Below are 15,200 nucleotides of genomic sequence, written 5' to 3' on the forward strand. Positions count from 1 at the left end.
CTTACCTATTACCTATTACCTAATCAGCTTCCTATACATCTCCGTCTTCCCTGGATCCAACATACTTAAATAAGCAAAAGATTGTTGGCGAAGTGTGGCAGAAGCCTCGTCCATGATGCTATAGATTTCATCTCCTTTGGATTCAAAAAATAATCGGATAGTAGCAGAACCTGGGCGCATCTGATTGATTTGTCGAAGGTTTAAAAACATTTCTACAATTCCTTCGCGTGCTTCGTCGGGTTTGTCTTTAAAGGTATCTAACAATAATCGATGATAGGTATAGGTTGCTTCCCTAATTCCCTTTAATTGTTGATTCATGAGTGCCTCTGCTATACCAACTTTACTTCGAATATCTGTTGCAGTACCCCATCCACCAGCATTCGTTTGTGCCAAATTAGTTAAATTGTAAAGCTTTTGGGCATACATATCTCCTCCCAATTTTCCAAAAGAATCATAGCTATAAACCAAGGATAAATTAGCGTAATAGGCCAAAAGAGATCCTAAGTTTTCAATATAACTATTGTCGTTGTAGGTAATAGGTGTACCCGATTGATACTTGAAATTAAAAGCCTTATCAATCACATTCAAAAGCACTGTTTCATAACTTGTTCCAAAAACAGGACGGAATACTTGTATGCGTGCATTAGATTCAAATTCGCCTTGAGAAGTGGCCTTTGTCAAAATCAAATTGATGTTCATTTTAATTTTTTCTTCAGAAGTATAGGTATCATTTGTCCATCTTCTTCCGTTGATAAAATCTTGCATGACTTTTTGTAATTCCTGATAAATTTGCCCCCCTCCTCTTTGTTGATCAATTTGTAATTGTTCTGTATTAATACTCACTGTACAATTAATTTCTTGCGCAGATGCTATTTGAAAACTTATAAAAAAGACAAAAGTGGCAATTATGTATTTCATGAGGAATTTTAAAGACTAAAACGAAATTATTTGATTTTCGTATATAAAAAAAATCCCGACTCCTAAATTTAGAAATCGGGATTTTTTTTGAATGCTATTTTATTTAGAAGACTCCTCTTCTCTTTCTCTAAAATCAACCTTGTCTGCCATAAATTCATCAATTGCTAATGAAGTTGGCTTAGGTAAACGCTCATAATATTTAGAGATTTCAATTTGCTCACGGTTCTCAAAAATCTCCTCTAAATTATCTACTGAAGAAGCAAATTCAGATAATTTACCTGACAATTCTTCTTTCATTTTACTAGAAATCTGACGAGCTCTTTGAGCTATAATTGAAATAGATTCATACACATTACCAGTCTTAGCGGCAATCTTATCAGAATCTCTTGTTATAATCGAAGGATTTGTTTGAATCTTTGACATCGTCTCTTTATTTTTTTTGCAAAGTTACTTATTTTTTTTGAATAAAACTATTTAGGCTCAGCCGCAACTTTGGAAGTATTTGATTTCTCTTTTTCTTGCAAAGCCTTGTATTCAGCCTCTAATTTGGCAATTCTTTCTGCCTCTTTCTGACTTTCTGTATAAATTTTTTCTGCGTCAGTTAGGTAATTACTCTTCGGAAATTTATCTAACAATTCTAAATAAAATTTACCAGTTTCTTCATAGCGTTCTCTTTGTTTAGACTCTATGGTAGATTTTGCCAAGGCAAATTGCGATTGCAACTTTAAAAAGGCAACCTCCTCATTAAAATCGGAATCTGGAAAATCTCTTTGGAAATTAGTTGCTTCGATCACTGCAGATTTCAACGCGGCAACATTAAATGGAGATGTCTTATAATATAACCTTGCTTTCTCAAAAGCTTTTTTCTCAAGCTTCTGACGCAGTTTTTTAATCATATTGGTACATTCTTCCCTAAATTGAGATTCTGGATAATTATTAAGATATCCTTGCAATTCATTGATTGCCGACAAAGTACCTGTTTGATCCAAATTATAGTTTGGTGAATCTTTAAACATGGAATATGCTGCCATATAGATCGACTCTTCTGCCAATTCTGAGCGGGAAAAAATCTCTGCAAATTTCTTAAAATGAGAACCGGCCAAAGTATAATTCCCTAATTCAAAATCACATTTAGCTTGGTAAAAAGTGGCTATTTCCTGCGTGGAATCGCCTTTCATCAAAGGTAAAATCTCATCAAATAAGATACCTGCCTTATCAAAATCTTTTTTCTTATAATAATCAACAGCCGCTTTGTATTTGGTAGGCAAATTGGCCGATTTTCTAAATTTCTCAAACTTCCCGCAGGAACCTAAAGCAAAAATCAAAAATAGACCTAAAACAAAAGAATAATTTAATTTCATATTCGCAAAGATAAGCAATTAATTAAGCAATCAACTGCTTTGAAAATTGTAATTCGTGTAATTGTGCGTATAAACCTTTTTTTAATAATAATTCATCATGTGTACCTCGTTCCTTTATTTCTCCCTTATCCATCACCAAAATTTGATCTGCATTTTTGATGGTAGATAATCTGTGGGCGATAACTATAGATGTCCTTCCCTTCAACAAGGTTGAAATTGCTTTTTGGATCATCAACTCAGATTCTGAATCAACAGACGATGTGGCCTCGTCTAAAACAATAATTTTTGGGTTTCTAACTAAGGCCCGCACAAAGGAAATCAATTGCCTTTGTCCAACACTTAGCGTAGAACCTCTTTCCATTACTTCATAAGAATAAGCCCCAGGCAGGGACATAATAAAATCATGAATTCCAACCGCCTTTGCCGACTTCTCTATCATTTCTTGAGTAATCGAAGAGTCTCCTAAATGTATATTATATGCAATGGAAGAGCTAAACAAAAATACATCTTGCAAGACAACTGAAATATTTTTCCGCAAACTATGAATATCGTATTGTTTAATTTCGACCCCATCTACAAGGATTTCACCAAATTGTGGCTCGTAAAATCTATTCAATAATCCGATTACAGACGATTTTCCAGCACCCGTGGCACCCACTATGGCCAATGTTTTTCCCTTTTTCAATTCAAAATCAATGCCCTTTATTACGAATTCAGGTTCTTTGTAGGCAAATTTCACATGTTTAAATTCTACATTTCCATTTAAATCTTCCGCAAGAACAGTACCATTATTTAGTATATAATCTTCAGAATCCAATAAATCAATAATTCTTTCCGTGGAAACAATTCCCATTTGAAGTGTATTAAATCGATCTGCCAACATTCGAATAGGTCGGTAAAACAAATTAATAAACATCAAAAATGCAGTTAAAGTACCTACAGATTGTTGCTCTTTTAAGATAAAAGTAGAAGCTGCCCAAACCACCACTCCAGTACCTACTGCAGAAATCACATCAGCCACAGGAAAATAGATAGAGTAGGCTAAAATACCTTTAATATTTGCATCTCTATGCTCTTTATTAATTTGAACAAATTTATCATACTCTCTTTTTTCGGCATGAAATAATTGAACAATTAGCATTCCAGTTATGTGCTCTTGTACAAAGGTGTTCAAATTGGCTACCGCCAAACGAACTTCATTAAATGACTTTTTAATATGTTCTTTAAATATGTATGTAGAAACCAACATAAAGGGAACAGTAGCCAAAATAATCAAAGTAAGTTTCCAATCGGTCACAAACATGACAATGATGATTAGAAATAATTGCAAAATATCACCCGCAATTGAAGCCAATCCTTCCGAAAATACATCATTCAACGTTTCTATATCTGAAACAGTACGAGTCACCAATCGACCAATAGGTGTATGGTCAAAAAAGGCTAATTTCAATTTTAAAATTTTATCAAAAAGGATGACACGGATATCCTTGATTACAGTTTGTCCCAATTGTCCTGCCAAATAACTGGTAGAAAATTGTAATCCTGTTTGCATCAACAACACGCCCATCATAATGGCAAACATTCTAATTAAATCTTGATAGTATGCAAAACTCACATAATGATCAAGTGTGTAACGAATCAATAAGGGAATCATTGGGGAGGCACCGGCTTGACAAAGAATCAAAAATACCAGAAACCAGAATTGGGTTTTATAGGGTTTGGCAAATCCATACAATCGGCGAATGATTCGCCAATCCATAATTTTCCCAGAATTTGATTTTACGTTGGACATTTATTTTTGTTTCAACAAATCAGTAGAATCTGTCATGTTAGAACATGCACCACCGCAACCTTTTGCACAACCTACTTTTTTGCCCCAAAATTGATTATAAACCAATCGAATTAAATAAAAAGCAGAAACTAAAAAAACAGCAAAAATGATGTAATTTTCCATTATTTTTCGTTGAACCAATGCAATTGTAATTCTTCTAAAAATTCTTTAAAAATTGGACCAGCGCCAATTATTTCTCCCTTAAAAACAACATCTGTTCCACCTGAAAAGTTCGTTACAGTTCCTCCCGCCTCTTCCAAAATTATTTTTCCTGCTGCAACATCCCAAGGCTTTAAATTATACTCAAAAAAACCCTCAAATCGGCCACAAGCCGTATAGGCCAAATCAATTGCAGCAGCACCAATGCGACGAAGTCCATGACTTTTTTTCATTAAATTCTTTAACAAATTCAAATATCGATCTTGATAGGTGAAATCATGATACGGAAATCCGGTGGCCAATAGTGCTTTTCCCATATCTTCCTGTGGAGAAACCGAAATGTCGTGACCATTTAAAGTTGCCCCCAAACCCTTTGCTCCACAAAATAATTCATCTCTATTGGGTTCGTAAATCATCCCCAAAACAGGTTGCTTGTTGAGGATTAAACCAACAGAAACAGCGTATGCTGGCAATTGATGTAAAAAATTAGTTGTTCCATCGAGTGGATCAATCACCCAATAATATCCTTCACCAATCTCTGAGTAATCGTTTGCTGTTTCTTCTGCAATAAATTGAGCTTCAGGTAAGAATTTAGCTAATACATCCTTCAAACGGGCTTCGGCTTCTCTATCAACATAAGAAACCAAATCGTTTTTACCTTTATATATAATATCCTTCTGATCAATCGTTTTCACCACAGATTGAATCCACTGTCCGGTTTCTCTAACTAAAGGTCCTGCTTGTGCCAGGAGTAAGGCGTAATTCATTTTTTGGTAATAGCTTTTTGTGGTTTATTGCCCAACAATTGTAACCAATCTGCCACAATTTGTTTTGATTCTTTTAAATAAACATCTTTTGCATGCTTATCTTCCTTTTTTGCTAAAGCTGTTTTTGTTGAATCTGAATCAATTTGCGCAGCACCTCCCATGGCCTGAACGATAGATTCTGTTTCATCGGGCTGTTTTTTCAATTCTTCTAATTCCTTTTTACGCTTATCCCATTGCAAACTGATGATATTCTTTTCTTTGAATTTTTTAAATTTCTCGGTGTCAGTTTTTAACTTCACCAATTCGGCATTAGTTTTTAGTCGAACCTGGAAATTTGCATTCAATTTATTCAATAAAGTTGAGTTTACATTTTGTAAAACTTGGAAATTAGAGGTTGAGATTTTATCCCAAGGCAAAGCTGATTTTTGAGAACTTTCTCCGTATTCTTCAGCAGTAAATGCAGAAGGTAATGAGAAATCCGGACTAACTCCTTTGTGTTGAGTAGAACTACCCGTAATTCGATAGAATTTTTCTAAAGTAATTTTCAATTGTCCTGCAGGCTCATTTCCACCCATGTAGCGAGTTAAATCAACAACCGATTGAACAGTACCTTTTCCATAAGATTGTTCTCCTATGATAATACCTCTTTTATAATCTTGAATAGCTGCAGCAAAAATTTCTGAAGCAGAAGCTGAGAAACGATTTATCATTATTGCCAAAGGGCCATCATAAGCCACTTCAGCATTCCTGTCCTCTTCCGTTGAAATCTGACCTTCGGAGTTTTTTCTTTGAACAACAGGACCTTTCGAGATAAACAAACCTGTTAAATCAATAGCTTCTAATAAAGAACCTCCACCGTTATTACGTAAGTCAATTAATACAGCATCTACTCCCCCTTCTTTTTTAAACTCATTTAAGAATTTCTTGACATCTCCTGAGGTTGATTTAAAATCTTGTTCTTTACTTCTTGCTCCTTCAAAATCTCGATAAAACATTGGAATGGTAATCAAACCAATTTTTGTTGTTCCTTGGGTAATTATTTCCTTTTTAGCAGTCTGCTCTTCAATTTTAATTTTTTCACGTACTAAACGTATTTCTATTGGCGGAGTACCTGTTGCCGCCCCACCTTTAAGAATTTTCAAACGCACTACAGTTGCCTTAGGTCCACGAATTAATTTCACCGCATCGTCTGTAAACCAACCAATAATATCTGTAAATGCTCCCTCATCACCTTGTGCTACTCCAACAATGCGATCCTTAGGAGAAATAAGTTTCGAACGAAATGCAGGACCGCCAGGTATCAACTCCATAATGGTCACATAATCTCCTTCTAAACGAAGTGTTGCCCCAATTCCTTCAAAACTTTGTGCCATGTCTTTGTTAAACTCTGAGGCAGTTTTAGGAATCATATAGGAAGTATGCGGATCTATACTTTCTGTGTAGGCGTTCATAAAAGCTTGAAAAACATCCTCAGATTTTGCTCGAGTCATGTATTTTTCAGAACGCTTGAAACGGTCTTTTAATTCTCGAACAATGGTAGTATCTGCTTTTTTTGTATTAATTTTTTCGTCTAAAATTTGACGTTTCAAATCCTTTCTCCAATAATCATTTAAGGCTGAAACATCCTCTGCCCAGTTTAATTTGTCCCGATTCGGAGAATAAGAATCGTCCGCAGTAAAATCTTGTGGTGAATCGAGAACCGATTTAACATATTCAAATCGTTCCTTTAATCTCTTTTGGTAGGTATTATAAATGCTAAAGGCGGCAGTTAAGTCGCCCTTAGCTAATTCATTATCAATTTCGAACTTAAATTGATCAAAATTCTTAATATCTGATGCAATAAAATATGCCTTATTGGGGTCAAGATTTTTGATATATTCCTCCAAAATTCGCTCAGAAAGAGAATCATTTACGGGGACTTTACGGTAATGGTAATTACTTAAAATATCAAAAACTAGCCTTTCAACCTTTTTCTGCAAATCAGTTGGAGTAATATCTCCTTCTTGTACAGCAACAGAACTATCTTGTAAAAAAGACACACGCTCTCTGCCATGCAATAAAATAACGGCAAAAAAGGTGAATGGTATTAAAAAAGGCAATATTTTCTTCATCGTATTATTTTTCAATTGAAAGCAATTCTACTTCAAAAACTAAGGCAGTATAGGGCTTAATTTTTTCTCCTGCTGCTCTAGCACCATAGGCTAAATTCTGCGGGATATACAATTTCCACTTCGAACCCACTGGCATTAATTGTAAAGCCTCAACCCAACCTGGGATCACGCCACCTACAGGAAAAGTAACAGGCTCCCCTCTATTTACCGAAGAATCAAACACTGTTCCATCAATTAAAGTTCCGTGATAATGTGTTTTAACCTTATCGTTTGCAGTAGGTTTTGGACCATCACCTGCTTTAATAATCTCATATTGCAAACCAGAAGCTGTAGTTACAATCCCTTGTTTTTTAGCATTTGCGGCTAACCACTTTTCCCCTTCTAAACGATTTGGTTCAAACTTTTTAGCTTCCTCTGCTTGCATCTTTTCCTGATTTTTCATCATAAAAGAATTCACAACAGACTGGCAAGTATTTACATCCATCAACTGAGCAGAATTTTTCATTACAGATTCAAATCCTTTCGCTACTTGTTCATGATTTAAGGTAACCTGCTGGGACTTAAAATTCTGAGCCACTAAAACTCCTACTGCATAACTTACAGAGTCGATATTTGATGATAACTTGACTTCTTTTTTTGCCTGAATTGCAACAGGGCTTTTAACAGTTGATACTTTAGGTTTTGCTTTGGTTTGTGCCATACCTGTCAAGGAAACAGCCGTTAACACAAGCACACCGCCAATTTTTGAAATTGAATTTTTCATTTAATTTTTGTTAGTAGTAAAATAAACTTCGAATATACACAAATTTGCGTTTCAAAGGTTATTTTAACGTTAATTAACAAGGCAGTTAATTTCCCCGAGGTCAATTCTAAAAAAAGTCTTACAAATTGAGCGATTTTTTGCAAAAGTTATGGGAATATTCAAATTTCCTGACTAATTTTGCACCCGAAATTTAATCAAACTATAATCATATTTCAGTAAATCCATTCATATATGGCATCAGTAAGACCCGATGAAGTTTCAGCGATTTTGAGAGAGCAATTATCTCAAGCTAAAACTCAGGCAGAATTAGAAGAAATAGGCACTGTACTACAAGTTGGTGACGGTGTGGCTCGTATTTACGGACTTTCAAACGTACAAGCAGGTGAATTGATCGTTTTCGAAAACGGTTTAAAGGCATTGGCTTTGAACTTAGAAGAGGATAATGTAGGAGCTGTATTATTAGGCGATTCGAACCTTGTAAAAGAGGGAGATACCGTTAAAAGAACTAATTTAATTGCCTCTGTTAAGGTGGGTGATGGCATTTTAGGTCGTGTGGTTAACACTTTAGGTGAGCCTATCGACGGAAATGGTCCTATTACTGGAGATTTATATGAGATGCCATTGGAGCGTAAAGCACCAGGTGTAATTTTCCGTGAGCCAGTAACTGAGCCAATGCAAACAGGTATCAAGGCGATTGACGCAATGATTCCAGTTGGTCGTGGACAAAGAGAGTTGGTTATTGGTGACCGTCAAACTGGTAAAACAGCCGTTTGTATCGATACAATTATCAATCAGAAAGAGTTTTACGATAAGGGAGAGCCTGTTTTCTGTATTTATGTAGCCATCGGACAAAAAGCATCAACGATTAAGCAAGTAGAACAAACTCTGCGTAAAGCTGGTGCAATGGAATATACTGTTATCGTTTCTGCTTCTGCATCAGATCCTGCTCCAATGCAGTTCTATGCACCATTTACAGGAGCTGCTATTGGTGAATTCTTCCGCGACACAGGTCGTCCGGCTTTAGTAGTTTATGATGACTTATCAAAGCAAGCTGTAGCATACCGTGAGGTATCTTTATTACTTCGTCGTCCACCAGGACGTGAAGCATACCCTGGAGACGTTTTCTATCTTCACTCTCGTTTATTAGAGCGTGCCGCAAAGGTTAACTCTTCAGATGAGATTGCAAGAAACATGAACGATTTACCAGAATCAATCAAAGGAATTGTGAAAGGTGGCGGTAGTTTAACTGCACTTCCAATCATTGAAACTCAAGCTGGAGACGTTTCTGCTTATATTCCGACTAACGTGATTTCAATTACAGACGGACAAATTTTCTTAGAGACTAACTTGTTCAACGCAGGTATTCGTCCTGCCATTAACGTAGGTATTTCAGTATCACGTGTGGGTGGTAACGCGCAAATCAAGTCGATGAAGAAAGTAGCAGGTACATTAAAATTAGATCAAGCTCAATTCCGTGAATTGGAGGCATTTGCTAAGTTTGGTTCTGATTTGGATGCTTCTACGAAATTAACGATTGAGCGTGGTCGTCGTAACCTAGAAATGTTAAAGCAACCTCAATTTGCTCCACAAAGAGTTGAAGACCAAGTTGCAATGATTTATTTGTCAACTCAAGGAGCATTGGATAAAATTCCAGTAAATAAAATTCGTGAGTTTGAAAAAGATTTCATCAATGTATTAAAAGCAACTGAAGCGAGTACCTTGGTTGATTTATCTAAAGGTAAATTTGATGATACATTAACTGCAACAGTTAAGCGTGTTGGTAAAGAAGTAGCTGCTAAATACGAAGTTTAAAATTAAGAATTTATGGCTTCCTTAAAAGAAGTAAGAAATAGAATCACATCTGTAAACTCTACACAGCAAATCACAAAAGCCATGAAAATGGTTTCTGCGGCGAAATTGCGTAGGGCTACAGATGCGATTGTTCAAATGCGTCCATACGCTCAGAAATTAACTGAAATGATTTCTACAGTTTCTTCTAAAACAGAAGCTGGAAAAGAAAATCCATTTACTGAAGCAAGAGAAGTTAAAAACGTATTAATCGTTTCTATTACTTCTGACCGTGGATTATGTGGTGCTTTCAATGCGAACATTGGTAAAGCAACTATCGCTTTGATTCAAGAAAAATATGAGGCTCAAAACCAAGCAGGAAATGTTACAATTTTAACACTTGGAAAAAAAGGTGCAGAATATTTAGGAAGAAGAGGCTATAAAATAGACGGTACGCATACTGAAATTTTCTCTAAATTGAATTTCACAAATGTTCGTTCAATTGGGGAAGAAGTATTGAATGCGTTCGCTAGTCAACAATACGATGTAGTTGAAGTGGTTTTCAACGAATTTAAAAACGTAGCGACGCAAATAATTCGTACAGAACAATTATTACCTTTAGCTGAGAAAGATTCAGATGCATCTACAGCATCTTCAGTTGATTATATTTTTGAGCCTAATGAAGCCGAAATTATCAACGAATTGATTCCAAAATCTGTTAAATTATCTTTGTTTAAGTCTTTATTAGAATCAAATGCTTCTGAGCATGGTGCACGAATGACTGCAATGGACAAAGCAACTGATAATGCAGGCGAATTATTAAAAGCATTGAAATTAGAATACAACAGATCTCGTCAGGCAGCAATTACCAAGGAAATCCTTGAAATTGTAGGTGGCGCAGAGGCTTTAAATAATTAACTAAATGAAAAAGGTTTTTCTACTAATTGGTTTTGTATGTTTGAGTTTTTTAGGAACTTCCCAAGGAGTGAAAACCCCTGCTCCTAGTCCATCCCAGACTATTAAACAAGACTTTGGTTTAGCAAGTGTTGAAATTAATTATTCAAGACCTGCCACAAAAGGTAGAAAGATTTTTGGAGATATAGTTCCCTTCGGAAAACTTTGGAGAACAGGAGCAAACTCTCCTACTAAAATTACCTTTGGAGAAGATGTTAAAATTGCAGGAAAAGACCTTAAAGCTGGGTCTTACCAAGTGATGACAATTCCAAACAATGGGAATTGGGAGATATTGTTCAATAAAGGTAAAGATGGTGTTTTCAATTACCATCCGGAAGAAGATGTTTTAAAGGTTTCAGTTGCTAGTCAAACTATTTCCAATTCAATTGAAAATTTCACCATTCAGTTTGCGAATATTTCAGCAAATAAAATGGACATTCAATTATCTTGGGAAAAAACACTTGTAAATATTCCAGTTGAAGTAGATATTGATTCAAAAATAATATCTTCTATAGATAAGGCTATGAGTGTTGACACTAGACCTTATTTTGAAGCTGCAAGTTATTATTTTGAAACAGGTAGAGACTTAAATAAAGCCCTGGAATGGGTCAATAAAGCAAATACTGCAAATCCAAATGCCTATTGGCAATTCCATTTAAAAGCAAAAATTCAAGCTAAATTAGGTGACAAAGTTGGTGCAAAAGCAACAGCTTTAAAATCAATTGAATTAGCGAAAGCTGGAAAAAATGATGATTATGTGGCTTTAAATGAAAAGCTAATCAATAGTTTGTAAAAGTATTCAAACGAAATGAAAAGCCTTTCTTTACGGAAAGGCTTTTTTGTCTTATATTAGAACGTGCATAGTACAGATAAAGAACAAGAGACCGCCGTATTAGTTGCGGTAAGTACCCAAAAGCAAGGGACAGATAAAACCAAAGAATATTTGGACGAATTAGCCTTTTTGGCTAGTACATCAGGTGTAATGACCTTAATGAGTTTTACCCAAAATCTTACTCGTCCAGACAATAAAACTTACGTAGGCAAAGGTAAATTAGAAGAAATCATTTCTTATGTAATCATGAAAGATGTAGACATGATTATTTTTGATGACGATTTAAGCCCTTCTCAAGTACGAAACATCGAGTTTGCTATCCAAGAGTACAAAAAAGAAATAAAGGTCTTAGATCGAAGTTTATTGATCCTAAACATCTTTGCACAAAGAGCACAAACAGTTCAAGCGAAAACTCAAGTTGAATTGGCTCAATACCAATACATGTTACCACGATTAACCAGAATGTGGACCCACCTTTCCAAACAACGTGGTGGTGTGGGTATGCGTGGCCCCGGGGAAAAAGAATTAGAAACAGACCGCCGTATAGCTAATGACCGAATTGCCTTTTTAAAAGACAAATTGGTAGCAATTGACAAGCAATCATTTACACAAAGAAAAAACAGAGACCGTTTGGTTAGAGTTTCATTGGTAGGATATACCAATGTAGGTAAATCGACACTTATGACCAAACTGTCTAAAACCGATGTATTTGCCGAAAACAAACTTTTCGCGACAGTAGATTCAACCGTAAGAAAAATATCTTGGGAAGGTATTCCATTCCTTTTAACGGATACAGTAGGTTTCATCAGAAAACTCCCTACTCTATTAATTGAATCCTTCAAATCAACATTGGATGAAGTAAGGGAGGCTGATATTTTATTGCATGTGGTAGATATTTCTCATCCCAATTTTGAAGAACAAATTGAGGTGGTTCAAGGGATTTTAAATGAGATGGGTATTGGCGACAAACCTACTATTTTAGTTTTCAACAAAATAGATTTATATAACGTAGAAGACGTCTTTTTTGAAGGAAGTCATATAGATGAAAACGGAGAAATTCAAAAAAGTAAAATTGAACGAGTTACTGAATTCTTAAAAAATACCCACTGGCAAACGAATACCCCAAAAACAGTATTCATCTCCGCAGAACAAAAGTCTAATTTGGAGGAACTTAGATCTGTTTTATTAGAATTAATCAAGGAAAAACATTTTACCATTTTCCCAAATTGGCAAGATGGCAACAATCACTTGTTGAATTATTCGGATGGAGTTGTTTAATTTATAATTATGAATTAGGAGTTATGGGTTATGAGTTATGGGTTATGGGTTATGAGTTATTAATTTTAAATAAAAAAATATAAAATTATTCCTCCAATTAGTAATAATATCAAACCCATTAATCGTTTCTTTTTCAAGAATAACAATAAAATTAATCCACTTAGAGAAATTACAATTAAAAAAATTGCAGACAAGTCAATTACCCATTTCCATGATTGGGTAGTATCTCTTCCCTTGTGTAAATCATTTAAAAGGGCAATTGCACCCATTTCATTTGTTGTCAATTCATATTTTCCAGTTAAACGATCAATATAAGCATCTGCTGCATAACCAGGGCCTTGGAACGAAATTGAAATTTCAGAATCATCAATTCTAAAATCATTTACGAGCCCTTTGACTTTATTCTTTTCTCGTAAAAATTCAACAATTTTCAGCTTATCAATTTTTGATGTATCAGAAATATTCACCCAATTAGATGCTATATTACCTTTCAATTCAGTAATAACCTCTTTCTCTGGAAACCATTCCAAATGATTAAGCGTAAGTCCTGTTACTGAGAAAAAAAGAACTACAATAAAGCTAAACATGGAAAGATAGATGTGGATCCATCTAGACCAAGAAGCTAATTTTGTTTTCAACTTCATCTTATTTATTTTTTAATACCAATGAAGCGGACGAAATTTCACCATTCGGCTGATAGGCAACTGATTTAAATTTATCATCACATTTTACAACTTGCTTCATTAATTCATACGGACCGTGTTCACGTGCAGATTCAATAAAAACTGTATAATTCCCTTGAGGTACAAACTCTCCTTGATCATTCTTACCATCCCAAATTAAATTATATTGTCCAGCTGATCGCGTTGCAGAAGTGATAGAATACACATCCATATTTACATCTCGTAATGAATTAGAGAATTCTCTTAAATCTGGAAGCCATCTTGGTTTACGGTACCACACCGCTAATCGACGAACCGGCTTATGATCCTCATCCTCTACCCAAATTGCAACATAAGGTCGACGAGCATAACCTCCTAAATCAGCTAATTCCAAATTAATTTGAAGCACTAAGTTGGGGTTCCAAGATTTCTCTTTCAAATTCACAAAAGAAATAGAAGATGACACATTTTCAGTCTTTGCATTCCAATTAGTACTTGTAATAATATTACCATCTTTTTCGGCTAGTAAATATTCTACTTCACCTATCGATTTAGCCAATTCTTCAGTTTCCTGAGGACTCATCACGTTTGCTGCTGTTGCTATAGCTCCAGCTGTAATTGCATTTTCATGAATTATAGTAGAACCAATAATTTGATCTGCTGGATAACCCGTTTTTGGATCAAAAATATGTGAATAATGAACTCCATTGATATCAAAACCATCCTTATAATTACCACTACTTGCAATAGCTTGATTTTTTAATTCAACTACACCTAAAGAGGTTGAATTTTCTTCAGAATTAGAAGGATTGGCAATTTTCACAAACTCTGACATATCGCCTTTGACCAAAATATCACCACCAATATTCAAAGAGATTCCCGTAACACCATTTATAGAAAGCGCAAATTCTGCAGCTTTTTCTAATACGTAACCTTTGGCCAAACTATGTAAACGAATATCACCTGCAGCTAACTTAGAAACATATTCACCATCAAACTCCCATGCATTTGAAGAAATTGAAGCTACTACATTTTTTAAATCTGTTTCAGAGGGTAAAATTTGTTTCTCTTCAGCAGAAAGCCATAAATTCTTCAATGAATTTGTTTGTGAAGCAATTGTTCCATTAGTTAACTCCGACCAATTATCAAAAAGAACCATTACTTCCTTCAAATCATTATTCACAATTTGTTTAGAAGAACTATTATTAAATTCATATAAACCTTGGCCAGGCAAAAAACTTCCCAAATTATTTTGAAGTTGCTTGACGTAATCAATTATTTGCTCTTCGGCATGATCTGCCATTAACTGATTATCAGCTTTAATTTTAAGCGAAAGAGAAGTACCCAACACATTTTCAAAATGGGAAACAAGAGTTCCTGATTGATTGTTTACAAGATTAAGCAATGAAGCTGCTAATAAAGCGAAATTTGTCATAGAATTAGAAATTTACCAAATCTAATAACATAAAACTTTGAATACGAAAATAATAGACGAAAGGCAGGAATTTAGAGGTATGGGAAAGGAATTGTTAATTGTTAATTGTTAATTGTTAATTGTTAATTGTTAATTGTTAATTCTCCGATTCCTCAATTCTCCGATTCCTCAATTCCTCGATTCTATAAACACAAAAAGCCAACCCTTTCGGATTGGCCTTGAATAATACTTTGGAGCTTACTTACTTTCCCGGGTTTGATCCCAGTATCATCAGCGGTGCGGGGCTTAACTTCTCTGTTCGAGATGGGAAGAGGTGAACACCCGTCCTATCGGCTCCATAA

Annotated in this window: 14 protein-coding genes and 1 rRNA gene; 4 read left to right on the top strand and 11 right to left on the bottom strand. The window is 35.1% G+C overall.

Translation table 11 applies throughout. The annotated features are described in order from the left end of the window. Nucleotides 1-15: 15 nt before the first annotated feature. The 8 genes from porD to EOJ36_RS03490 all read right to left on the bottom strand — a co-directional run bounded on the left by porD (nucleotide 16) and on the right by EOJ36_RS03490 (nucleotide 7,910). Nucleotides 16-918: a type IX secretion system protein PorD gene (gene porD / locus EOJ36_RS03460; protein ID WP_127802619.1), complete on the bottom strand. Its 903-nt coding sequence runs from the start codon at nucleotides 916-918 to the stop codon at nucleotides 16-18. 99 nt (nucleotides 919-1,017) lie between these two features. Next, nucleotides 1,018-1,332, bottom strand: a complete 315-nt coding sequence (locus tag EOJ36_RS03465; protein WP_127802653.1) for a DNA-directed RNA polymerase subunit omega — start codon at nucleotides 1,330-1,332, stop codon at nucleotides 1,018-1,020. Between the two features lie 56 nt (nucleotides 1,333-1,388). Further along, entirely contained in the window at nucleotides 1,389-2,279 is an 891-nt protein-coding gene (locus EOJ36_RS03470; RefSeq protein WP_127802620.1) for an outer membrane protein assembly factor BamD, read from the bottom strand. A gap of 22 nt (nucleotides 2,280-2,301) precedes the next feature. Continuing rightward, nucleotides 2,302-4,071 carry an ABC transporter ATP-binding protein gene (locus EOJ36_RS03475; RefSeq protein WP_127802621.1) on the bottom strand — a complete coding sequence of 590 codons (1,770 nt, stop codon included), beginning with the start codon at nucleotides 4,069-4,071 and terminating at the stop codon, nucleotides 2,302-2,304. After that, nucleotides 4,072-4,233: a FeoB-associated Cys-rich membrane protein gene (locus EOJ36_RS11925; RefSeq protein ID WP_164847828.1), complete on the bottom strand. Its 162-nt coding sequence runs from the start codon at nucleotides 4,231-4,233 to the stop codon at nucleotides 4,072-4,074. Further along, nucleotides 4,233-5,036 (bottom strand): inositol monophosphatase family protein, encoded by an 804-nt coding sequence (locus EOJ36_RS03480; protein WP_127802622.1) that lies wholly within the window; start codon nucleotides 5,034-5,036, stop codon nucleotides 4,233-4,235. Before EOJ36_RS03480 ends, EOJ36_RS11925 begins: the two co-directional genes overlap by 1 nt. Then, nucleotides 5,033-7,147, bottom strand: coding sequence for a carboxy terminal-processing peptidase (locus tag EOJ36_RS03485; RefSeq protein ID WP_127802623.1), 2,115 nt, complete (start codon nucleotides 7,145-7,147; stop codon nucleotides 5,033-5,035). Before EOJ36_RS03485 ends, EOJ36_RS03480 begins: the two co-directional genes overlap by 4 nt. A 4-nt stretch (nucleotides 7,148-7,151) precedes the next feature. Next, nucleotides 7,152-7,910, bottom strand: a complete 759-nt coding sequence (locus tag EOJ36_RS03490; protein WP_317125894.1) for an FKBP-type peptidyl-prolyl cis-trans isomerase — start codon at nucleotides 7,908-7,910, stop codon at nucleotides 7,152-7,154. Between the two features lie 231 nt (nucleotides 7,911-8,141). Between EOJ36_RS03490 and atpA the strand changes: the two genes are divergently transcribed. The 4 genes from atpA (at nucleotide 8,142) to hflX (ending at nucleotide 12,762) form a co-directional block, all read left to right on the top strand. Continuing rightward, nucleotides 8,142-9,722 carry a F0F1 ATP synthase subunit alpha gene (atpA, locus tag EOJ36_RS03495; protein WP_127802624.1) on the top strand — a complete coding sequence of 527 codons (1,581 nt, stop codon included), beginning with the start codon at nucleotides 8,142-8,144 and terminating at the stop codon, nucleotides 9,720-9,722. A gap of 12 nt (nucleotides 9,723-9,734) precedes the next feature. Further along, nucleotides 9,735-10,616, top strand: coding sequence for an ATP synthase F1 subunit gamma (atpG, locus tag EOJ36_RS03500; protein ID WP_127802625.1), 882 nt, complete (start codon nucleotides 9,735-9,737; stop codon nucleotides 10,614-10,616). 4 nt (nucleotides 10,617-10,620) lie between these two features. Continuing rightward, nucleotides 10,621-11,445, top strand: a complete 825-nt coding sequence (locus tag EOJ36_RS03505) for a DUF2911 domain-containing protein (protein ID WP_127802626.1) — start codon at nucleotides 10,621-10,623, stop codon at nucleotides 11,443-11,445. Nucleotides 11,446-11,508: 63 nt separating this feature from the next. Next, nucleotides 11,509-12,762: a GTPase HflX gene (gene hflX, locus EOJ36_RS03510; protein ID WP_127802627.1), complete on the top strand. Its 1,254-nt coding sequence runs from the start codon at nucleotides 11,509-11,511 to the stop codon at nucleotides 12,760-12,762. A 65-nt stretch (nucleotides 12,763-12,827) separates the two neighbouring features. On the opposite strand, the gene EOJ36_RS03515 is transcribed toward hflX, so the two are convergent. The 3 genes from EOJ36_RS03515 to rrf form a co-directional block, all read right to left on the bottom strand. Beyond that, nucleotides 12,828-13,406, bottom strand: coding sequence for a PepSY-associated TM helix domain-containing protein (locus EOJ36_RS03515; RefSeq protein WP_127802628.1), 579 nt, complete (start codon nucleotides 13,404-13,406; stop codon nucleotides 12,828-12,830). 1 nt (nucleotide 13,407) lies between these two features. Next, nucleotides 13,408-14,859 carry a DUF2271 domain-containing protein gene (locus tag EOJ36_RS03520; RefSeq protein ID WP_127802629.1) on the bottom strand — a complete coding sequence of 484 codons (1,452 nt, stop codon included), beginning with the start codon at nucleotides 14,857-14,859 and terminating at the stop codon, nucleotides 13,408-13,410. A gap of 228 nt (nucleotides 14,860-15,087) precedes the next feature. Then, nucleotides 15,088-15,199 (bottom strand): 5S ribosomal RNA (rrf, locus tag EOJ36_RS03525). Between the last annotated feature and the right edge of the window lies 1 nt (nucleotide 15,200).

The organism is Sandaracinomonas limnophila, from assembly GCF_004005965.1.
Classification (GTDB): domain Bacteria; phylum Bacteroidota; class Bacteroidia; order Cytophagales; family Spirosomataceae; genus Sandaracinomonas; species Sandaracinomonas limnophila.